Genomic DNA, 20977 nt, shown 5'->3' with positions numbered 1-20977 from the left:
CTCTTAATAGATCATTCTAAAAACATACAACCCGCATTAAATAAGATCTAAGTTGATGTATATCAATTAATCAAATATCAATAAAACTCTAAACAAAGAGACTGATTGATGGCACCGGTGTTGGCGATGGAGTTACCTTCCGATCGTCCCAATAGGCGCAAAAAAAACCTGCCGGACGGCAGGTTTTTCTTTTTGCATCCTAACTTAGCGACGGATCACCACCAGCTTCTGGTTCACAAACTCTCGAATCCCCAGATCCGCCAGCTCGCGGCCAAAACCGGAGCGCTTCACGCCGCCAAACGGCAGCTCCGGCGCGGTATCGGTCAGCCAGTTGATATAGACCATCCCAGTCTCAATTCGAGATGCCATCCGTTTCGCCCGCTCGGTATCCTGGCTGAATATCGCGCCGCCGAGCCCGTAGTGCGAATCGTTCGCCAGGCGGATCGCCTCATCGTCATCCTTCACCACATAAATTTGCGCCACCGGGCCGAAGAACTCTTCAAAGTACGCCGGATTATCGCGGGTGATGCCGGTCAGAATGGTCGGTGAAAAATAGTTGCCCTCGCACTGTGCCGGCTTGCCGCCAAGATGCAGCCTGGCACCATGCTTCACCGCCTCATCCACCTGTTTGGTCAGTGTCTCCAGGGCATCTTTGGAAGAAAGCGGCCCCAGCGTGGTGCTCTCATCCAGCGGATCGCCGATCTTCACCTGACGGAACGCCTCGGTAAACTGGCTCAGGAAGCGCTCGGCGATTTTTTCATGCAGGATAAAACGCTTCGCCGCGGTACAAACCTGACCGGCATTGTTGAGCCGCGCCTGTACGCCAGTCTTCACCGCCTTGTCGAGGCTGGCATCATCCAGCACCACAAAGACATCGTTGCCGCCCAGCTCAAGGGTCGATTTCTTAATGTGCTTCGCCGCCTGCGCCGCCACGACGCCACCCGCTTTTTCCGAGCCGGTTAACGCCACTCCACGCACGCGATCGTCGGCAATAATCTTCGCCACCTGATCCTGGGAGATAAACAGATTGGTCCACGCCCCCTCCGGCGCGCCGGCCTCTCGCACCAGATGAGCGAAGGTTTCGGCGCAGTGTGGAACGATGCTGGCGTGCTTGGCGAGAACCGGATTCCCCGCCGCCAGGTTCGGTGCCAGCACGCGCATCAGCTGGTAATAGGGGAAGTTCCACGGCTCCACCGCCATCAGCACGCCGATCGGATGGTGTTCAACCCACGCCTCGCCGAGCTCAGAGGGATACTTCACCGGGGCGAGAAAGCGCTCGGCGTTATCGGCGTAATAGCGGGCGATCTGCGCGCAGAGCTTCACCTCGCCGCGGCTTTGGCCGATGAGCTTGCCCATCTCCTGGCTGGCAATTTTCGCCAGCTCCTCAACCCGGCTATCGATAAGGTCCGCCAGCCTGTGCAGGATAGGTAAGCGCTGGGCAATATCGCCCTTCGACCATGCGGAGTGGTAGAGCGCATCCGCTTTCTGCAGCGCCGCCTCCACGTCAGCATCGCTGTGCGGGGCGTACTCTTTAATAAGCCGATTATTTGCAGGATTCACCGTCTGATAGGCCATGTCGTATGTCTCCTTAGTATCGTCATTAATGCAGTCATAAATACCGCTCAGGACATTAAGGTTAGTAGAGATAGCTGGACGTAAAGGTAAAGTTAGGTATTTACGGAGGATTCCGGCCGGAGATCGTCAGGTGATATCCGGCGCAGAGCGGGATTAAGAGAAATGAATCATCGCGGCTATGCCACCTAATAAAGCCGTGCCGCGACACAATCAATGCTTCGCGGCGGTAACCTCTTCTTCTGATAGACCGGTGATGCGCAGCACCGTCTCCAGAGCGATGCCGTTCGCCAGCATGGTACGGGCAATGCGCAGCCCTTCGGCTCGCCGCCCTTCAAGCCGACCTTTTCTACGCCAGACTTCCCTTATTCTTTCCGCAATCGTCATCAGCCTCTCCTTATGATGTTGCGGTGCCCGCCGGGCAAGCTCACGAATAAACCTGCCAAAACGGGGGGCATCGCCGGAATATACCAGGTAATTAAACAGCGTTTTTAGCTGGCTGTCATTAGTGTATTCCTTAACCAAAATGGCGATAATCTGTTCGACCAGCTTCGTCAAATCGCGCTGGCGGACATGCTTTTGCATGAACTCCAGCAACGCTACGCGTCGGTGCTGGACGATTTCGTCATCCGGGATCACCGTAATATCCACCAGCGGAAAAGCGGTCGCATATAACCTGCGGGCATGCGCCGGATGGGTAAAGCCATCCAGCCAGCACAGCGAGTAAGGGTAAGGCGTGGCAATACCGTGATAGAACAGCATGGGCACTACCAGCGGCAGGCGCTTGTGGCCAGCATCCAGATGGCGCTGCATCGCCGCAATGGCATAGCGCATCAGCCTGAAGGCCATATGGGCATCCGGCGAACTTTGGTGCTCAATAACAACGTAAATATAGCCTTCACCGGCGGTGGTTTTCAGCGACCAAAGCACATCGGAGTAGCAGGCACGCAGGTCCTCCTCAATAAAACTTGCTGATTCCAGCCGCAGCGTCTCCAGGTCGCAGAGCGGGCGTAGCGAGGACGGCAGGTGGATGTCCAGGAAATCCCGCGCGGTATCCGCGTGCCGGAGAAACTTTTTGAAAACCGCATCATGCGGCGTCGACGTCGGGCTTTTTTCCATTGCAATCAGCCTGCGCGGAGGAGTACTAAAGCGACTCTACCCGCCGGTCACCCAGCCCGCACGCCGCCGTTTATCTCTTTGCGTGCCGGGACGGAGGATATTTTTATCCAGAGGTAATAACGACATTTTTTCGCCTGCCCGCTCGCAAAACTCCCGCCGGAGACAGCCGCCGGTGGGCGTGCTATAAATCCATAATCCTTTCGCTACAGGAACTTTTGTGAACCACACTCGCGATATCCCGCAAACCTTCTGGCGCGACGCCGCGCTTCCCTGGCTGGAGCTGCGCAGCACCTGGGGCAGCCGCCGGGCGTATAAACGTCACAGCCACCCGCAGCTTTCGCTGGGGGCCATTATTGAGGGGGAAACGCGCTGTATCTGCGAGGGACGAGAGTACCTGCTGCAACCCGGTGACCTGATAGCGATCCCGCCCGGCGCGCCGCACAGCTGTAATCCCCTTGCGGGACGGCCGCGCAGCTACCACATGCTCTATCTCGACGTTGACTGGTGCCTGGCACAGCTTCCTGCCCTGTCCGGCGCCGTGCGGCTTGCCGCGCCACAGCCGATGCTGCGCGGCGCCGATCTTTTTCTTCAGTATCAGCATATCGTTCAGCTGACGCAGCAGCAGCGGACTGCCGAGCTACCCGCCGCCATCGCGCGGCTGCTGCGGGAGCTGCCGCTATGCCCGATGCCGCCGGAACGCCTTCACGGCAGCAGCGAACGGCTGCTCGACAGGGTGACCGCAAGCCTGCCGGTACCGCTTTCGCTGGATGCGCTGGCCGACGAATTTGCGCTGCGCAAAGAGACTCTGATCCGCACCTTTAAGCAGGATACCGGCCTGACGCCAGCCAGCTTTATCAATATGGCGCGGATCGAGTACGCCAGGCGCCGCCTGCGCGCCGGGGATGAGATAGCCGACGTCGGCTATCAGGCCGGATTTGCCGATCAGAGCCACTTCCATAAAACCTTCGTCAGCTACACCGCCGCCACGCCGCGCCAGTACGCGCTTGGCCGATCAATATCAGACAATAATTAGCGCCGAGCCTTGCGTAGGGTGATCTCAGATTTATTCCGAGGTCACTATGGACATGCTTACTTCGCTTTTCCCGCCCGCGTTTCCGGCGCTGGCGCTCTCCCACTTCGTTGCCCTGCTGAGCCCCGGGCCAGATTTCTTTCTCCTGATGGGCTACGCCATCCGCTATCGCCTGCGCGGTAGCGCCGGCCTGTGCATCGGCATCGCGCTGGGTAACGGGCTGTATATTGCCGTCGCCATCGTCGGCTGGAGCATGGTGCGTCACGCCCCGCTGCTGTTTAGCGCAATCGCGCTGCTGGGGGCGGCCTGGCTGCTGTGGCTCGGCGGCCAGCTGTGGCGGAGCCGGCCCGGCGCATTCCCCCTGGAAGCGGCGGCAGCCCTCCGCCCTTCGCTTGCCAGACAGCTGCTGCTGGGGCTGGCCTCGGCGCTGCTTAACCCCAAAAATGCCCTGTTTTATCTCGCGCTGATGACCTCCCTGCTTGGCCCGCAGGTGACCCTCGCCCAGCAGATAACCAGCGGTGTCTGGATGACCAGCGTCGTGCTGCTGTGGGATTTACTGCTGGTCTCGCTGATCGCCCTGCCGCAGGTTCAGCGCCGCCTTGGCGCCGTCATCTGGCGGGTTGAACGGGCGGCGGGCGCGGTACTGATGGGCTTTGGCGGCTGGATTATCTGGCAGTTTTTGCATGAGTTAGCCGTCAGGTTATATGCTTAAGACTATGGAAAAACTTGCTGAACTAAAACGGGCCAAACTGCTGGCCCTATCGCTGCTGCTCGTGGCGGCCGCGATTTTTGTCGCTACCCTGCTGCTGCCGCCGACGCCGTGGGTCAGCGCGCTGAAGGCTATCTCCGAAGCGGCGATGGTCGGCGCGCTGGCGGACTGGTTTGCGGTAGTGGCGCTGTTTCGCCGCATTCCGCTGCCGTTCGTCTCCCGACATACGGCGATTATCCCGCGTAATAAGGACCGAATTGCCGATAATCTCGGCTTTTTCGTGCAGGAAAAATTCCTCGACACCCCCTCGCTGGTGGCGCTGATCCGCCGCTACGAGCCGGCGCTGATGCTCGGCAACTGGTTTAGCCAGCCGGAGAACGCCCGGCGGGTGGGCCAGCATCTGCTGCAGGTGATGAGCGGCTTCCTCGAGCTCACCGACGATGCGCGCATTCAGCGCCTGCTGCGCCGTGCGGTGCACAAGGCCATCGATAAGGTCGACCTGACGCAAACCAGCGCTATGATGCTTGAAGGGCTAACCCGCGATAACCGACACCAGAAGCTGCTGGATTCCCTTATCAGCCAGCTTATCGCCCTGCTGCAACGCGACAGCTCCCGCGCCTTTATTGCCCGCGGCATCATCCGCTGGCTGGAGACCGAACATCCGCTCAAGGCCAAAATTCTCCCCACCGAATGGCTGGGCGAGCACAGCGCCGAAATGGTCACCGATGCGGTGAATACGCTTCTTGACGAGGTGAGCCAGGATCGCACCCATCAGATCCGCCAGGCCTTCGATCGCGCGGCGCAGAAGCTGATCGATAGCCTGAAAACCGATCCGCTGATGGCGGAAAAAGCGGACAACATGAAGGCCTATCTGAAAAACGACGAGACGTTTAACCGCTATCTCGGCGAGGTGTGGGCCGACCTGCGCGGATGGATTAAAAATGACGTTAATAGCGACGATTCGCGGATCAAGCAGCGGATCGCCGAGGCCGGGCAGTGGTTTGGGGAAACGCTGCTCCACGATGACGCCCTTCGCGAGTCGCTGAATGAGCATCTGGAGCAGGCGGCGCACCGGGTGGCGCCGGAGTTTGCCACCTTCCTGACCCGTCATATTAGCGATACGGTGAAGAGCTGGGATTCCCGCGATATGTCGCGGCAGATCGAGCTGAATATCGGTAAGGATCTGCAGTTTATCCGCATTAACGGTACCCTGGTCGGGGGCACTATCGGCCTGCTGCTGTGGCTGCTCTCGCAGGTCCCGTCGCTGTTTTTACGCTAAGCGGCCCGCGCTTAGCCGATAGGGGTAAAGCCAGCAGCGCGAATGCTGCCTGAGACGAATCGCCAGTGAAACGCATGCGCTCTATTTTCCCGGCAAATACGGCAATCCTAAGGTAGGATCGTTTATCGACTTTCTGGCGGCAGAGCCAGGCCCGTTACCGGCGTCGGATCGTGGGATCCCCCGCCGAGCTTGCCGCGGATCCAGAGCACTTTTTAAGGAGTAAAAATGGCTGAAATCAATCTGAGCCCCGGCGAGCGCGAGCAGCTTCGCGAAAAGCTATGTACCTACTGCGAAAGAAATTTTGACCTTGAGCTTGAGCAGTTTGATGCCGAGTTCTTCGTGGATTTTATCGCCGAACAGCTGGGCCCCCTGTTTTATAACGCCGGGATTGAGGAAGCCATTCGCACCCACGTGGCCTACAGCGAGCGGATCCAGGAAGAGATGGACGCAAAGAAAGTGTTCTGATGTTGCCCCGCAATAGGCCGACATCGGCGGGAGATCAATAAACACACACTATTGACATGGTTATAATGCGACTCTTTCATTATCTCCCGTGTACGGGGAAGGAAAACCATGTCGCTAATTACCGATCTACCCGCCATTTTTGACCAGTTCTCCGAGGCCCGCCAGAAGGGCTTTCTCACGGTGATGGACCTGAAAGAGCAAAATATCCCCCTGGTCGGAACCTACTGCACGTTTATGCCCCAGGAGATCCCGATGGCGGCAGGCGCCGTCGTCGTCTCGCTGTGCTCAACCTCGGATGAAACCATCGAAGAGGCGGAAAAAGATCTGCCGCGTAATCTCTGCCCGCTGATTAAAAGCAGCTACGGGTTTGGCAAAACGGATAAATGCCCCTACTTCTATTTTTCCGACCTGGTAGTGGGTGAAACCACCTGCGACGGCAAAAAGAAAATGTATGAGTACATGGCCGAATTCAAGCCGGTTCACGTAATGCAGCTGCCGAACAGCGCCAACGACGATGCCTCCCGCGCGCTGTGGAAAGCCGAGATCCTGCGCCTGCAGCGGGCGGTCGAGGAGCGCTTTGGCCGCACAATCAGCGAAGCCGCGCTGCGCGACGCCGTGCGCCTTAAGAACCGCGAGCGGCGGGCGCTGGCGAACTTCTATCGCGTCGGGCAGCTCAATCCTCCCGCCCTCAGCGGCAGCGATATTCTGAAAGTGGTGTACGGCGCGACCTTCCGCTTTGATAAAGCCGCGCTAAGCGACGAGCTCGACGATATGGCCGATCGCGTGCGCCAGCAGTGGCAGGATGGTCAGCGGCTGGCGGCTCGTCCGCGCATTCTGATCACCGGCTGCCCGATTGGCGGCGCGGCGGAAAAAGTCGTGCGCGCCATTGAAGAGAACGGCGGCTGGGTGGTGGGCTTTGAAAACTGCACCGGCGCCAAGGCCACCGAGCGCTGCGTGGAGGAGACGGGCGACGTTTACGATGCGCTGACCGATAAGTATCTCGCCATCGGCTGCTCGTGCATCTCGCCAAACGACCAGCGCTTAACCCTGCTTAGCCAGATGGTTGACGAGTATCAGGCCGACGGCGTGGTGGACGTCATCCTGCAGGCCTGTCATACCTATGCGGTTGAATCGATGGCGATTAAGCGCCACGTTCGCCAGCGGCACAACCTCCCCTACATCGCGATTGAGACCGACTATTCGACGGCGGACATCGGCCAGCTCAGCACCCGCGTCGCGGCCTTCATTGAGATGCTGTAAGGAGCACGCGTGACTTTTACGGTAGGTATTGATTCCGGATCCACCGCCACGAAGGGCATCCTGCTGAAAGAGGGCGTTATCCAGCGACGCTTTCTCTGCCCGACGCCCTTTCGCCCGGCCGACGCCATCAACGAGGCGTGGCAAACCCTTAGCGCCGGACTTAGCGAGCGGCCATTTTTAACCTTAACCGGCTACGGCCGCCAGCTGGTGGATTTTGCCGATAAGCAGGTGACGGAGATCTCCTGCCACGGCCTCGGCGCGCGTCTTCTGGCACCCGCCACCCGCATGGTTATCGATATTGGCGGCCAGGATAGCAAGGTCATCCAGCTCGATGAAGACGGCAATCTCACCGACTTCCTGATGAACGATAAATGCGCGGCGGGCACCGGGCGCTTTCTGGAGGTTATCTCGCGCACCCTTGGCGCCAGCGTCGCGCAGCTGGATAGCATCACCGAAGGCGTCGAGCCACACGCGATCACCAGCATGTGCACGGTATTTGCCGAATCCGAAGTGATTAGCCTGCGCTCGGCGGGCGTCGCGCCGGAAGCGATTCTGGCCGGCGTGATCAACGCCATGGCCCGCCGCAGCGCCAACTTTATCGCCCGGCTTTCAGCCCAGGGACCGCTGCTGTTTACCGGCGGCGTCAGCCGCTGCGCGGCCTTTGCGCGCATGCTCGAAGGCCACGCCGGGATCGCGGTGCACACCCATCCCGATGCCCAGTTTGCCGGCGCGGTTGGCGCGGCGCTGATAGGCCTGCGCCAGAGGCGCCGCAGATGACGGAGTATCTGTTTTTATTTCACTCGACGCCGGGGGTCGTACGCACCCGCAAGGCCCTGCAGGCGGCGGGGATCGCCTTCCAGGTGAAGGATATCCCGCGCCAGCTGCGCGGCGGCTGCGGCCTGTGCATCTCTCTTCGCTGCCTGCCGGGAGAGGAGCAGCGGTGGGTCATTCCCGGCGCCACGGAGGCGATTTATCGCTACGTCGCCGAAGAGTGGCGCTGCATCGCCACCTTCCCTGCCTGATCCTATTCGCTAATAATGAACCGCGTCGGCGCAAAGCAGTTCAGGATGCGGTGGACGAGAAACACCAGCGTCAGGGTGACGATAAGCGAGATAGTGACCGAGCTTATCCGGTACAGATCGCTGAAGATCAGGTCCTGATCCGGGTGCAGGTTCTGACCAAACATGATGCCGATGGTGGTGATGCTGGCGAAGCCCACGCCGGCCCCGACTTTCTCCATCACGTGGAGGCGCGCGCTGAAGGCCAGGCCGAGCGCGATCAGCGGCATCATCAGCACCATATGGTTGCTGAAATCATAAATAAGCAGCTGCACCACCAGAATGTAGAGACAGGCCAGCACCACGCCCACCACGCGCCAGATGGAGCTGATCACCGCGCCGCGGTAGTGCATCGGGAAGAGGATCAGGATCCCGGCCATCAGCGCTGACAGCGAATCGCTGAGATCGCAGATCTGGAAAACGACGAAAATCATTGTCGCAACGCTGCCGGAAAGCAGCGATTCATGGCGAATACGGGCGGCATCCTTCTCAATCCGCGGCGGCGGCTGGCGCGGCTCAACGTCCGGGATCAGATAGTTCAGCAGCGCGCTGAGGGCCACCGCCATCACGCAGGCTTCGATATTGGAAAACATCAGCGTATGCCAGTTGCTGGTGGGATAGCTCATAAAGTTGAGCATCGTGCTTTGACAGACCACGCCCATCGAGCCCAGCAGAAACAGCGGCCCCTGGCTCATAAAACGAAAGCGCATCACGTAGAGGCCGAAGACCACCAGCGTCATAATCACCGGCCACTGCGACAGATAGCCGACGATCAGCACCATTTCCACGCAGTTTACCGCGGCGCTGAAGATAAACTGCCGCGCGACGTGGCGGTTAAACACCGGCACCAGCGACAGCAGCATCAGCGGATAGACCACGAAGAAAACCCCGTACTGCACGTCATAGAAGGTTGAAATGCTCAGGGCGACGGTTCCGGCGACGGCGATGCGCAGCGTCTGGCGAAAATCATTCGCCGTATAGACGATATTGCCGTGCGGCGTAAAAACCCGGGCCAGCGTATTAATAGACATAGTGCAGCAGGCTCACCAGATGGATCTGCACGCCAGCAAAGGTGCGGGCAAACGGACCGTCGCTGTTGTACAGCTGTACCGTCGCGCGGGCGCCGGTCGGCAGCGGTTTGTCGAGCGGCTCGTCAAGCTCGACGTGAATGCGCATCCGCTGGGCGTCACGTACCCAGCGCGTGGACTGCTCCGGCTGCGACAGCTGGCCGTTAACCTGCTCCTGGCCGGCCAAAATCCCGGCGTCGCTGCTGGTGACGTGCGCCGGGTAAACTTTGCCCGGCAGCGCATCAAAGACCACCGCGGCGTCGGTATTCACGCCGGTATGGCGCAGGCTCTTCTCGCGAAAATCGGCGACGATATCCGTATGGTTGCTCACCAGCGCCAGCAGCGGCGTGGCGGCGGTGGCATACAGGCCGGGGCTAAGCTGAAGGTTGCTGACCATGCCGTCGGTTTCGGCGTAGATCCTGCTCCACGCGAGGTTCAGCTGCGCCTCCTCCAGCGCGTTGCGGTATTTTTGCAGCGTCACGTTGTGCGCATCGTCGCGTTCGCCGCGCTGGATCAGCAGATTCTGGATGCTGGCGTTGAGCGCGCTGACCGACTGCTCGCTGGTCTGCCAGGTGGTGCGCACCTTATCCAGATCCGACTGCGAGACGTTCTGCATTGTGCTCAGGCGCTGATAGCGATCGAGCGTAACTTTGTCGTTACGGGCGGTGAACTGCGCGGTACGCAGGTTGGCGCGCGCGGCGGCGATCTGCGCGTCCAGCTGCTGGTTGCTCAGCTTCGCCTGCTCAAAGGCGATTTGCGCAGCCTGCACTTTATTGCTAAACGGCGTTGGGTCCAGCTCGTAGAGCAGATCCCCTTTCTTCACCTGGCTGTTGTTGTGCACGTGGACCTGTGCGACATAGCCGGAAACCCGCGGCGATACCGGCGTCACCACGCGCATCACCGTGGAGTCCGGCGTGAGCGGGATCCAGATATCGGCAACGATAAACCAGGCGAAGATCGCCAGGAAAGCGGCAATGCTCACCCTTACCCAGCGGGCAAATTTTTGTTCTGGCGTCATCATAGTTTTTTAGATCTTGTTATCTTCTTCGCGGATTGTCCGCAAATTGCAGGCGATTTGATTTAAGGTGGTGCTGAAGGTGGCGAGGTCTGCTTCCGGGATGGTCCGCGTGACACGGGATTGATAAGTTTCAATCACGCGATTCAGATCCTCCAGTTTCGTCAGGCCTTCCGCCGTCAGCGTCAGCAGGCGTATGCGTTTGTCATAAGGCGATGTGGAACGCAGCAGATAGCCCTGCTTTTCCAGCTGAGTAAGGGTGCGCATCAGCGGCGGCAGTTCAATGCCCTGCACCTCCGCCAGTTCGCTAACCGAGACGTTGCACCCCAGCTGATGTAGCTGCATCAGCACCGTCCAGCTTGACTGGGTCATACCGGTATCGTTGAGAGCGGCGTCGATAGTCGCACGCCACTGGCGTACCACCATTGCCATGCGCATCCCCATCGGACGGCGGGCAAACAGTTCGTCTTCGGTCATCTTTCTTTCCTCATTTAGCGCCAATCCCACCAGGCGTTGTTGGCGCGGGCAGTTTGAACGCGGACAGCGCGGAGAAACCGGAACGTACAGTTAGTACGTAAGGAGTGACTCGCTACGCTCACCCTCCGGGCCGCCCTGAAGGGCGTGCAAAATACTTTCGTATTTTGTCGAGCACAGCCCGGGTTCAAAATGACAAGCAAAATAGCCCTGGTGGCCGGGCTTGTCGCTGTGAGGAAAATAATACTTATCAGGGTAAGTATCAAGAAACGAAGGGAGAAGAAGCATTAATTGATAAATACGGTGAATGTAACCATCCCGAGTGACGCCAGCTTCCCGCCCGCGCCGGACCAGGCAGACTGCTGGCCTCGACGGGGACAGCTCGCAGCCTGCGGGGAGCAGGCCGGTCGCCCGGACAGCACGCTTGTGCCACAGTCCGGGGACAAGCGCATTTTTTAATTGAGCTGATCCCGCCGCAGCCCGACATCTTTCAGCTGTTCGTCGCTCATTCGCTGCAAAACCCGGCGCGTTTGCCTGCGCAGCCACCATTTTTTGATCGCTCTGCCCGCCAGGACAAACCCAATAAACGGCTGTCTTACGCGGTTCTCATGAAATTCCATACTCCACCTCCTCACCTTGCCAGAGGCTTTATCTTCGCGGATCTGAGGGTAAACAATACAGATTCAAAAAACTCTTTTCTTTAACATACAGATTGGCTAAAACAGTATCTGCGTGGGATTTTCACCGCCCATCTGTACTGGTTTATCAATCTGTATGGCGACAATAAGGGATACAGCATGACGCGTTACCAACATCTGGCCAGCCTGCTGGCGGAGCGTATTGAGCAAGGGCTGTATCGCCACGGAGAGAAGCTGCCTTCGGTTCGCAGCCTGAGTCAGGAGCACGGGGTGAGCATCAGCACCGTGCAGCAGGCCTATCAGACGCTTGAACAGCAGCAGATGATCGTCCCCCAGCCGCGTTCCGGCTACTTTGTCGCCCCGCGTAAAGCCCAGCCGCCGGTACCGCCGATGTCGCGCCCGGTCCAGCGCCCGGTGGAAATCACCCAGTGGGATCAGGTGCTGACCATGCTCGACGCGCGCAATGATAAAAGCATTATCCCTTTCGGCGGCGGCTCGCCTGACGTCACCCAGCCGAGCCTGAAGCCCATCTGGCGCGAGCTGAGCCGGGTTATCCAGCACAATCTCAGCGAGGTGCTGAACTACGACGAGCTGGCCGGACGCCGCGAGCTGCGCGAACAAATCGCCCGCCTGATGCTCGACGGCGGCTCGGTGCTCACCGCCGACGATCTGATCATCACCAGCGGCTGCCACAGCGCGCTATCGCTGGCGCTGCTCTCGGTGTGCCAGCCCGGCGATATCGTCGCCGTCGAATCTCCGTCCTATTACGGCACCATGCAGCTGCTGCGCGGTTTGGGGCTGAAGGCCATTGAGATCCCCACCGATCCGGACAGCGGGATCAGCGTCGAAGCCCTGGAGCTGGCGCTGGAGCAGTGGCCGATCAAGGGCGTTATCCTGGTGCCGAACTGCAATAACCCGCAGGGCTTTATCATGCCTGACGCCCGCAAGCGCGCGGTGCTGACTCTTGCCCAGCGCCACGATATCGTCATTTTCGAAGATGATATTTATGGCGAGCTGGCCACCGACTACCCGCGCCCGCGCACCATTCATTCGTGGGATATCGACGGCCGGGTGATGCTCTGCAGCTCGTTTACCAAAACTATCGCGCCGGGCCTGCGCATCGGCTGGATCGCGCCGGGCCGCTACTACGATCGCCTGCTGCAGATGAAATACGCCGCCAGCGGCACCAACGTGCCCTCCACCCAGCTGGCCGCCTGTAACTTTATCCGCGAAGGCCACTACCACCGCCACCTGCGGCGGATGCGGCAGATCTACCAGCGCAATATGGAAATTTACACCTGCTGGCTGCGGGAATACTTCCCGTGCGGCATCTGCGTTACCCGGCCGAAGGGCGGCTATATGCTGTGGGTCGAACTGCCGGAGCACGTCGATATGGTCTGCGTCGCGAAGCAGCTGTGCCAGCTGAAAATCCAGGTCGCGCCGGGCTCGCTGTTTTCAGCCTCAGGTAAATACCGCAACTGCTTAAGGATCAACTGCGCCCTGCCGCCAATCGATAAGCACCGGGAGGTGATGGTGAAGCTGGGGGACGCGGTGAAGGCGGCAATGGAGTGAGTTTTTCGCCGTAGCGAACTGGCTTGCCCCCCGGTGGCTCTGCGCTGACCGGGGCTGTGGACCCCCTCGTCCAGATAAGGCGCAGCAAGCGCCGCCTGCGGGTTTTATCTCAAATACTGCGTATGTCTCACCCTTCATTAGCTAAAACATATATGCCACTGCTCTCACCCAATATGTTGATTCATGGTCTTCGTCTCAACCTACATGTGAAGCTCAATTTTTGGCCCTAATCTCATAGGGCCATGGTCATACGAGCTATCTGACATCCCTTTCTCTCAGAATGAGATTAATTTCCTGTAAAGCATCTAGCTGTCTTTTCTCAAAAGCAGTTGGTACATCTGAGCGACAAATAGTCACGAGACTGAACAAACTGCCTGAGAACCCGGTCAAACCAGAGACCAGATCCCATTGACCATGAATATAATACCACCCTCCGGCAAAGAGCATTAAAATACCGCATCCGGTCAAAATTTTTAAGGCGAGGGTTGATTTTCTTTTCCTCTCCTTCGTCAAAACCTTTAACCGATGCTGCTCTTCTGAAAGTAATTCATCATTATCACAATGAATTAATAGCTTAAATTTATTCTCAGTTGAATGATCATTGATAGTGACATCGCCCTTAATGTCGCCCGAATTAAAATCTCGCATGTTGTTCACCTCATAATGATAACGACTCAATAAAATCCACTTCACCATTTTGCCTGAAAATCCTTCTCTATCAATGGAAAAATATAGTTGGCGCTATTTCATATACCTGATAAATGGTTAAGTGAATATATTTCGATTTTTGATATAAAATATAACCATGATCAATACTATGGGCATCAGGGAGTCAGTCAAATGGTACAAGATCCACCATCACTCGCCCCTTTCTTCAGGAACTTCGCGCAGAAAAATAATGAAAACAATGCTGAGCAGGGGTCAGGATATCGTGAGACTGTTGGTCGCGTTTAGCGATAAAACCATCATGGTTTTTGGTATACACGTGCTAACCGGGTTGCCAGCCTGCGACAAGACGGCATGTTTCATGACGAATCTACTCAAGCCCAACATGACCTTCCAGGGCTCACCAAACTCATTGCCTCCGATTGTACACCCGAGGTTTTTGAGCAGACTCATCAACATTTATAGTTACTTAAAGAACAAGACAAACTGAATAAATTCAGCCGCGTACTATGCAGTAACACCTTTGCCGATCGATATTAAAACCGAAATGGGCACATATGCGCGATAAGTATCAGTTCACCTTTGAAGAAGACAAGATGCTGGCGCTGGCGAAAGAGATGAAGGCGGTGGTCGATAACACGTCGAAGTACCCGGATTGGAGCAAGCGCGATGATATTAAAGCGAAACTGAAGGTGGAACTCATTCTGCTGCTGCATAAGCATAAGTTTCCGCCGGTGGCGAACGATGATGTGTATATGGGCGTGCTGGCGCAGGCGGAGAATTTTAAACAGCATCATATTAACACGATGCGTTAATTTTATTGCCGGATGGCGCTTCGCTTATCCGGTCTGGTTTATATTTCCCATCAATTTAATGACCAAATAAATATTTCCAGTAGCATCTTTATTATTGCCTATTTTCAGCTGGCTTTATTTTTATTTACTGGTTAGATTTACAGGTGTTATTTAGCGCAGGACGCCCGTGCAGCAACACGGGCGTCCTGCTTATCACAATCACTATTTCTAGAGGAATAGCCATCATGACTACCCCGCATTCTATTGCAGAATTCACCGATCCTGAAGTCTCCCCTACAAATAACCGTCATTTAACCGTGAGCTATGCGACGCGTCATCCTGATTACCAGCGTATTCCGGCGTTGACCATGAAGGGTCAGTGGCTGGAGGAGGCGGGTTTTGCCACCGGCACCGAAGTGGATCTTAAGGTGATGAACGGCTGCATCGTGATTACCGCCAGGCAGTCGGAGCCGGAACTCACCGCCTCTCTGCGCCAGGTCAGCAAGCTGTCGGCGCGCAAGCAGAAACAGGTACAGGTGTTAATCGACGCGATCGCCGGGCAAAAACCTAAGCTGGCATAAGCTCAATCCCCGGTGGCGCTTTGCTTACCGGGGCTACGGGTTTTCCCGGTCGCCTGCTGACTCGTCGCTCCACAAGACGCGGCAAGCGCCCCCAGTGGGGCAATCTCTATCGCGCACCGAACGTCGGGAATAGTTACAATTTCTTATTCTGCTCGCGCAGCATGGCTTCCCGCAGAATCGCGTTCAGCCGGGTTTGATAGCCTTTTCCCGGGCGTTTAAGCCACTCCATCACATCAGCGTCGATGCGGACAGAGGCCTGGGTTTTCAACGGTCGGTAGAATTTACCGCGCACCGCGTCCGGCCACTGTTCATCACCTGAAGCGGGGATATCGCTGTAATCAATTTCGCCATCCGCTTTCTTCGCCAGCGCTCTGAGTTCGTCTTCACGCTGAGCGCTAAGCCCGGCCGGATTGTCGCGCTTGTATTTAACTGTGCTCATAACGACTCCTCTCTTTGCCGTCCGCTTTCCGGGCGCTGATGATACGAATCACTTCAGCCCCGCTTTCAAAACGGACCGAATGCACCACAAGAATAACGATAATTCCATGAACAAGGCCGATGGTTTGCCATCGATGCTCACCGTTTTCATAACGATCCTGGTGGGAAAGATGCTGCGGATCGTCAAAAACCAGTACCGCTTCCTCGAACCGAATTCCATGTTTTCTTAGATTGCTTGCTGCCTTGTTTGCATCCCATTCAAACTCCATTGGCATAGCATTTATCCCAATTGTATATACAAAAACGTATAGACAATTATCAGGCAAGTATACGATCAATGTTGGAAAAAGCCTCACATTTCCAGGGGCTGTTTTGTAAAGGTTATGCCCTATTCACTCGTCGAAAAACACCATCCCTTTATACGGCTGTTCGCGACACGCCGCCAGGCGCTGGGCGAGGCTGCCGACGTGCAGCTCCAGCTTGTGCCCGTCGGGGTCGAGAAAGTAGTGCGACGCCCCTTCGCTGCGGTTCACCTTCCACACCGCCACGCCGGCCGTTTCCAGACGCGCGCTGAACCCGGCGAAATCGGCTTCGGCGACGCTAAACGCGTAGTGGGTGTAGTCGCTCTCCTCCGGTGGAGTAATGCGCCGCTGCGGATCGAGGGACAGGCACAGCCACAGGTCGCCGCAGGAGAGATAGGCGCCGCTATCCCATCGCGCGTGCAGCCTCATTCCCAGCAGCTGCTGATAAAACGCCACGCTCGGCGCCAGGCTGCTGACCGCCAGGGTCAGGTGATTCAATCCGCTTAACATGGCTCAATCCTCCAGTGAACTCACAATTTGCTGGCGCAGCCAGCGGTGCGCCGGGTCGCGATGCCAGCGTTCGTGCCACAGCATCAGCATATCAAACCCGGCAATTGCCAGCGGCGGTTCGATAACCGTCAGCCCGCTTATCCCGCGCAGCAGCCGCTCCGGCAGCATGGCGACCAGATCGCTGCTGCGCAGCGTTTCCAGCATAAACAGGAAATGTGGCACCGAGAGGACAACCCGCCGCGAAAGCCCAAGGTTGGCCAGCGCGATATCGGTCGCGGCGCTGAAGCCGCCGCCGTCCGGAGAGACCATAACCTGATCCAGCAGGCAAAACTGCGCCAGGTTCAACGACGCCGTTAGCGCCGGATGCCCCGCCCTGCCCGCCAGCACGTAGCGCTCGCTGAACAGCAGCCGCTGATGCAGCTCCGCCGGGGCGCCGTCGCGGGTATGAAAGAAGAGATCGACCTCGTCGCGCTCCGCCTGCTGTACCAGGCGCGAAGGCTGAAGATCGAAGACCGCCATCCGGCTCGACGGAGACGCGCGACGCAGGATATTCAGCGCCGGCAGCAGGATCGCCGAGGCCATATAGTCCGTCGCCGCTATTCGCCAGGTCTGCGCCGCCGTCAGCGGGTCGAAGCTGTCGGCGGGAGCGACAGCCAGCTCCAGCGCCTGCAGGGCATCACGCAATGGCCCGCGTAGCGCATCGGCGCGGGCGGTGGGCAGCATCCCGCGCGGACCGGGCAGCAGCAGCGGGTCGGCAAAAATTTCCCGCAGGCGCGCCAGCTGGATGCTGACCGACGGCTGCGACAGGTTCAGCCGCTGCGCCGCTCGGGTGACGTTATTCTCGCTCAGCAGCACGTCGAGGGTGCGCAGCAGGTTGAGATCCAGACGATGTAAATTAATCACGGCTATACCTGGGATTTAAGTAATTAATTTCTACTATAGCGGCCAGCCGCCTACTCTGCAGCTCTCCATGACTCAGAGGTGATTCTCATGAAAGTACTGCTGATTTACGCCCATCCGCAACCGCGCTCCCTGAATGGCACGCTAAAAGATTTTGCCGTCCAGCATCTGCACAATGCCGGCCACGAGGTGCAGGTTTCCGATCTCTACGCCATGCGCTGGAAAGCGGGCTTTGATGCTGACGACAGCAGCGCCCCGCCGGTCGGCGAGTTCTGGCGCTCGACCCTCGATTCAAAGCAGGCCTTTGAACAGGGAACCCAAAGCGCGGATATTGTTGCAGAACAGGAGAAGCTGCTGTGGGCGGATACGGTGATTTTCCAGTTTCCGCTGTGGTGGTTCTCGATGCCCGCCATTATGAAAGGCTGGATTGACCGGGTTTACGCCAATGGTTTTGCCTACGGCGTCGGGGAGCAAAGCGACCGCCACTGGGGCGACCGCTACGGCGAAGGCACCCTGGCAGGCAAACGGGCGATGCTGGTTGTCACCACCGGCGGCTGGGAGGAGCACTACGCCCCGCGCGGCATTAACGGACCGATTAACGATATCCTGTTTCCGATCCAGCACGGGATGCTGTTTTATCCCGGCTTTGAGGTGCTGCCACCGCTGGTGTTCTACCGCACCGAGAAAACGGACGAGCAGCGCTTTATGCAGCAGTGCCGCGAACTGGGGCAGCGGCTGGATACGCTGGCGAGCACCGCGCCAATCCCGTTCCGCCGGCAAAATTACGGCGACTATTTGATCCCATCCCTGACGCTGCGCCCGGAGCTGTCACCGGGACAGAGTGGCTTTGCGGTACACCAGCACGACGCGTAATCTGCGATGGTGATATCTCTGGCAAAGAGTATATCGCCATCATTTATATGACGAATTGTGAGCCTCCGCGCAATAACGGCATTCCACCGCCGTCCACTCCCCCGCACATTGATAGCGATCAAGAATAATCATACCGTCTGGTCGGTATGATTCAGGCCATGAACATGGAAGCCCAACACCGAAAAAAAGACCCCGTCCGCCTGCATCAGCAGCTGCTGGAATCCGCGGCGATGATTGCCGGCAGAGACGGTATCGCCTCGCTGTCGCTAAACGCCGTGGCGCGCGAAGCAGGGGTGAGCAAAGGCGGTCTTTTGCACCACTTCCCCAACAAGCAGGCGCTGATTTTTGCCCTCTTCGCCCGCCTGCTGGCGATTATGGAAGAAGCGATTTCGGCGCTGATGGCCGCCGACAATATCTCTTATGGCCGCTTTACCCGCGCCTATCTGCACTATTTATCCGACCTGACCGATACCCATGAAAGTCGGCAGCTAATGGTGCTGTCGCTGGCGATGCCGGATGAGCCGGTGCTGCGAAAATGCTGGCGCGACTGGATGCTGGATCACCTCGCGCAGGGCGATGCGCTGGACAACGGCCACACCGGCACCCTGGTACGCTACGCGGCGGACGGCATCTGGCTATCGGAGTTAACCGAGGGGCGCACCATGAGCGCCGAACACCGGCGGTCGCTGGTCAGCGATCTGACGAGGATGACGCTTCCCGCGTGAAGCACGTTGAGCCTGATAAGTCAGGCGATTAGATTGAGGCCGCGATGCGCTACAACATCAATGGCCGTCTCATTTATGATGCAACGGACGGCACACTAATCCTACCGGGAAGCGATGAGGCGGACAGCCAGCTGTCGATCACCGCCAGCGCGCTGCTGTGGTTTTTCCTGCGTCATCCGGAGATTGTTAGCCGCGATGAGGTGCTCAAAAAGGTCTGGGACGACAACGGATTAACCTCCTCGAACAGCAACCTCAATCAGTACCTGAGCATGCTGCGTAAAACCTTCCGCCACTATGAGATAGACAATATCATCGTCACCGTCTCGCGCGGGCTGCTGCAGCTGAACCCGGAAATCACCGTTCATCCGCTGGATGCCCCCGTGCCGCCGGAGCCGCAGGTGGAACCGCCGCCGTCGTCTCCGTCCGAGGAGCTGGACGCCGAATCCCCGGCGACGCGGCAGAGCCCGAAACCAACCCGGCACGCGCGCGGCACCTGCTGGTATATCGCCGGCGTCTGCCTGCTGACCATCGCCCTGCTGCTGGTGCTTTTCAGCTTCTTCGGCAGCAGCGAATCGCGCCCCATTACCCTGACGCAGATGACCCACAGCCAGTGCGAACTGCTGGCCAGCGATGAGATGCTGCGCTCCGTGGCCGGCACCGCCTACGGCAAAAACTTTGACGCCGTGCGCCAGCGGCTGAAGCTGGAGTGCAAACCCGGCGAACGTTTTGTCTTCTTCTACGGCGATCGGCTGGAGACCAACGGTCTCGGCCGCGTCTTCCTCGCCCACTGCGCGATGCATGAAGACAACCCCTTCAGCTATTGCGACAACTACTTCTACTACTCCTGGAAACCGCAATGAGACTCGCACCCCGGCCTTTTTTCGCCCTCTCAGCCCTGGCGTTTATCACCGCTGCCGGGCTCAGCGCCTGGAAGCTGCTGCCGGCGGAAAACGACGGGGTGATGAGCTGCTCGACCAAAGCCATCATGCGCTTTGAAAACATGGATAAAGAGAACGTTAACGGCAACATTCACTTCAATTTTGCCGCCCACGGCAAAGGCTCAATGGTCGTTGAAGGCTATACCGATTCCGCCGCCGGCTGGCTCTACCTGCAGCGCTACGTTAAATTCAGCTACACCAGTAAACGCATCTCCTCAACCGAGCGCCACTACCGCATCAGCCGGTGGGAATCCAGCGCCTCATCGATCGACGAATCCCCTGACGTCATCTTCGCCTACTTTATGCGCGAGATGTCCGACAGCCACGACGGGCTGTTTCTCAACGCCCAGAAGCTCAACGAGAAGGCGATTCTGCTCAGCTCGATCAATTCGCCGCTCTACGTTTGTACCCTCAAGTCCGGCAGCAAGCTCGACTGACGGCCTGCCCCGCCCGCGCCAGCCCCATCCCATTTTTTCCCGCGCCGCCTCATGCTGTAAAAGCGCACTTTTTGCGTTTAGCTCCCGGCGGAAAACATGACCATAACCACACTTAAGTGAAGGGTATATTACCCGACCCCAGCATTAAATTAGCAACCCGTTAACATTTACCGCCACCCGCCAGGATGGCGAAAAACGCGCCGCATCCGCAGCCAATTCTATCAGCCCACCTCAGCACAAAGAGATAAATACAGGCCCTTAAAACGCTAAATCACAGAGTAAAAAACTAAAAACGTAACTCTCACGGATTTAAATTTCACTTCTCCCGCCATTCCCTATAGTGAACCTCGAACGCCGCTACCGCGTGTTGACGCCGTTACGCGGACGGTTTTCCCGAATCACAAACCTGTCTGGAGGAACAACCATGGGTGATGCATTGGGGCTTATTGAAACCAAAGGCCTGGTGGCCTGCATTGAAGCAGCGGATGCGATGTGCAAATCCGCCAACGTCGAGCTGATTAGCTATGAAAACATCGGCTCCGGGCTGGTCACCGT

At 57.8% G+C, this 20977-nt stretch carries 25 protein-coding genes and 1 pseudogene; 15 read left to right on the top strand and 11 right to left on the bottom strand.

Annotated elements, in window-relative coordinates; translation table 11 throughout:
* Positions 1-204: 204 nt before the first annotated feature.
* Complete coding sequence (locus tag RTE01_RS23165) at positions 205-1575, bottom strand: NAD-dependent succinate-semialdehyde dehydrogenase (protein ID WP_123552642.1); 1371 nt, start codon at positions 1573-1575, stop codon at positions 205-207.
* Positions 1576-1785: 210 nt separating this feature from the next.
* Positions 1786-2691 carry an Rpn family recombination-promoting nuclease/putative transposase gene (locus tag RTE01_RS23160; RefSeq protein WP_134525212.1) on the bottom strand — a complete coding sequence of 302 codons (906 nt, stop codon included), beginning with the start codon at positions 2689-2691 and terminating at the stop codon, positions 1786-1788.
* A gap of 217 nt (positions 2692-2908) precedes the next feature.
* Between RTE01_RS23160 and RTE01_RS23155 the strand changes: the two genes are divergently transcribed.
* The 7 genes from RTE01_RS23155 to RTE01_RS23125 all read left to right on the top strand — a co-directional run bounded on the left by RTE01_RS23155 (position 2909) and on the right by RTE01_RS23125 (position 8456).
* Positions 2909-3724, top strand: a complete 816-nt coding sequence (locus RTE01_RS23155; protein ID WP_141335394.1) for an AraC family transcriptional regulator — start codon at positions 2909-2911, stop codon at positions 3722-3724.
* 46 nt (positions 3725-3770) lie between these two features.
* Complete coding sequence (locus RTE01_RS23150; protein ID WP_141335392.1) at positions 3771-4433, top strand: LysE family translocator; 663 nt, start codon at positions 3771-3773, stop codon at positions 4431-4433.
* Complete coding sequence (locus RTE01_RS23145) at positions 4426-5709, top strand: DUF445 domain-containing protein (protein ID WP_080773196.1); 1284 nt, start codon at positions 4426-4428, stop codon at positions 5707-5709. Before RTE01_RS23150 ends, RTE01_RS23145 begins: the two co-directional genes overlap by 8 nt.
* Positions 5710-5934: 225 nt before the next feature.
* Positions 5935-6174, top strand: a complete 240-nt coding sequence (locus RTE01_RS23140; RefSeq protein ID WP_041143893.1) for a DUF2164 domain-containing protein — start codon at positions 5935-5937, stop codon at positions 6172-6174.
* A 108-nt stretch (positions 6175-6282) separates the two neighbouring features.
* Positions 6283-7434: a double-cubane-cluster-containing anaerobic reductase gene (locus RTE01_RS23135; protein ID WP_076946486.1), complete on the top strand. Its 1152-nt coding sequence runs from the start codon at positions 6283-6285 to the stop codon at positions 7432-7434.
* Positions 7435-7443: 9 nt separating this feature from the next.
* Complete coding sequence (gene yjiL / locus RTE01_RS23130; RefSeq protein ID WP_134525211.1) at positions 7444-8211, top strand: putative 2-hydroxyacyl-CoA dehydratase activator YjiL; 768 nt, start codon at positions 7444-7446, stop codon at positions 8209-8211.
* Positions 8208-8456 carry a DUF3343 domain-containing protein gene (locus tag RTE01_RS23125; protein WP_115193638.1) on the top strand — a complete coding sequence of 83 codons (249 nt, stop codon included), beginning with the start codon at positions 8208-8210 and terminating at the stop codon, positions 8454-8456. The genes yjiL and RTE01_RS23125 overlap by 4 nt, the downstream gene beginning before the upstream one ends.
* A 2-nt stretch (positions 8457-8458) precedes the next feature.
* Here RTE01_RS23125 and RTE01_RS23120 read toward each other — a convergent pair whose 3' ends face one another.
* From RTE01_RS23120 to RTE01_RS23105, 4 genes are all read right to left on the bottom strand, one after another.
* Positions 8459-9523, bottom strand: coding sequence for a DUF2955 domain-containing protein (locus RTE01_RS23120; protein ID WP_041143889.1), 1065 nt, complete (start codon positions 9521-9523; stop codon positions 8459-8461).
* The gene (locus RTE01_RS23115; protein ID WP_041143888.1) at positions 9513-10580 is read right to left on the bottom strand and encodes an HlyD family secretion protein; all 1068 of its coding nucleotides are present in this window, start codon (positions 10578-10580) and stop codon (positions 9513-9515) included. Before RTE01_RS23115 ends, RTE01_RS23120 begins: the two co-directional genes overlap by 11 nt.
* A 6-nt stretch (positions 10581-10586) precedes the next feature.
* The gene (locus RTE01_RS23110) at positions 10587-11051 is read right to left on the bottom strand and encodes a MarR family winged helix-turn-helix transcriptional regulator (RefSeq protein WP_041143887.1); all 465 of its coding nucleotides are present in this window, start codon (positions 11049-11051) and stop codon (positions 10587-10589) included.
* Positions 11052-11503: 452 nt separating this feature from the next.
* The gene (locus RTE01_RS23105; protein WP_071844881.1) at positions 11504-11668 is read right to left on the bottom strand and encodes a DUF1127 domain-containing protein; all 165 of its coding nucleotides are present in this window, start codon (positions 11666-11668) and stop codon (positions 11504-11506) included.
* A 177-nt stretch (positions 11669-11845) separates the two neighbouring features.
* On the opposite strand from RTE01_RS23105, the gene RTE01_RS23100 reads away from it, so the two are divergent.
* A complete protein-coding gene (locus RTE01_RS23100; RefSeq protein ID WP_115193643.1) occupies positions 11846-13258 on the top strand; it encodes an aminotransferase-like domain-containing protein in 1413 nt (470 codons plus the stop codon).
* A gap of 255 nt (positions 13259-13513) precedes the next feature.
* Here RTE01_RS23100 and RTE01_RS23095 read toward each other — a convergent pair whose 3' ends face one another.
* Positions 13514-13954, bottom strand: a complete 441-nt coding sequence (locus RTE01_RS23095; RefSeq protein ID WP_218029267.1) for a hypothetical protein — start codon at positions 13952-13954, stop codon at positions 13514-13516.
* Positions 13955-14475: 521 nt separating this feature from the next.
* Between RTE01_RS23095 and RTE01_RS23090 the strand changes: the two are divergent.
* Positions 14476-14739: pseudogene (locus RTE01_RS23090) on the top strand (type I restriction enzyme endonuclease domain-containing protein); the annotation flags it as partial.
* Between the two features lie 224 nt (positions 14740-14963).
* Positions 14964-15299, top strand: a complete 336-nt coding sequence (symE, locus tag RTE01_RS23085) for an endoribonuclease SymE (RefSeq protein WP_134525210.1) — start codon at positions 14964-14966, stop codon at positions 15297-15299.
* A 133-nt stretch (positions 15300-15432) separates the two neighbouring features.
* Here the strand turns inward: symE and RTE01_RS23080 are convergent, their stop codons facing one another.
* The 4 genes from RTE01_RS23080 to RTE01_RS23065 form a co-directional block, all read right to left on the bottom strand.
* Positions 15433-15738 (bottom strand): BrnA antitoxin family protein, encoded by a 306-nt coding sequence (locus RTE01_RS23080; RefSeq protein ID WP_134525209.1) that lies wholly within the window; start codon positions 15736-15738, stop codon positions 15433-15435.
* Entirely contained in the window at positions 15725-16012 is a 288-nt protein-coding gene (locus RTE01_RS23075; protein ID WP_076946524.1) for a BrnT family toxin, read from the bottom strand. The genes RTE01_RS23080 and RTE01_RS23075 overlap by 14 nt, the downstream gene beginning before the upstream one ends.
* A gap of 117 nt (positions 16013-16129) precedes the next feature.
* Positions 16130-16549 carry a FosA family fosfomycin resistance glutathione transferase gene (locus RTE01_RS23070; protein WP_041143883.1) on the bottom strand — a complete coding sequence of 140 codons (420 nt, stop codon included), beginning with the start codon at positions 16547-16549 and terminating at the stop codon, positions 16130-16132.
* A 3-nt stretch (positions 16550-16552) separates the two neighbouring features.
* Positions 16553-17452, bottom strand: coding sequence for a LysR family transcriptional regulator (locus RTE01_RS23065; protein WP_115193647.1), 900 nt, complete (start codon positions 17450-17452; stop codon positions 16553-16555).
* A gap of 87 nt (positions 17453-17539) precedes the next feature.
* Here RTE01_RS23065 and RTE01_RS23060 point away from each other — a divergent pair, with 87 nt between their 5' ends.
* From RTE01_RS23060 to RTE01_RS23040, 5 genes are all read left to right on the top strand, one after another.
* Positions 17540-18322: an NAD(P)H-dependent oxidoreductase gene (locus tag RTE01_RS23060; RefSeq protein WP_041143881.1), complete on the top strand. Its 783-nt coding sequence runs from the start codon at positions 17540-17542 to the stop codon at positions 18320-18322.
* Positions 18323-18468: 146 nt separating this feature from the next.
* Complete coding sequence (locus tag RTE01_RS23055; protein WP_041143880.1) at positions 18469-19047, top strand: TetR/AcrR family transcriptional regulator; 579 nt, start codon at positions 18469-18471, stop codon at positions 19045-19047.
* Positions 19048-19091: 44 nt separating this feature from the next.
* On the top strand, positions 19092-19907 hold the full coding sequence (locus tag RTE01_RS23050) for a winged helix-turn-helix domain-containing protein (RefSeq protein ID WP_134525208.1): 816 nt from the start codon (positions 19092-19094) through the stop codon (positions 19905-19907).
* A complete protein-coding gene (locus RTE01_RS23045) occupies positions 19904-20422 on the top strand; it encodes a FidL-like protein (RefSeq protein ID WP_041143878.1) in 519 nt (172 codons plus the stop codon). The genes RTE01_RS23050 and RTE01_RS23045 overlap by 4 nt, the downstream gene beginning before the upstream one ends.
* Positions 20423-20846: 424 nt before the next feature.
* A partial coding sequence (locus tag RTE01_RS23040; RefSeq protein ID WP_141335390.1) for a BMC domain-containing protein occupies positions 20847-20977 on the top strand: 131 nt, incomplete at its 3' end.

Source organism: Klebsiella terrigena (assembly GCF_006539725.1).
Taxonomy (GTDB): Bacteria; Pseudomonadota; Gammaproteobacteria; order Enterobacterales; family Enterobacteriaceae; genus Klebsiella; species Klebsiella terrigena.
Note: the sequence above shows the minus strand (reverse complement) of the source record. Positions and strands in the feature narration are given on the sequence as shown.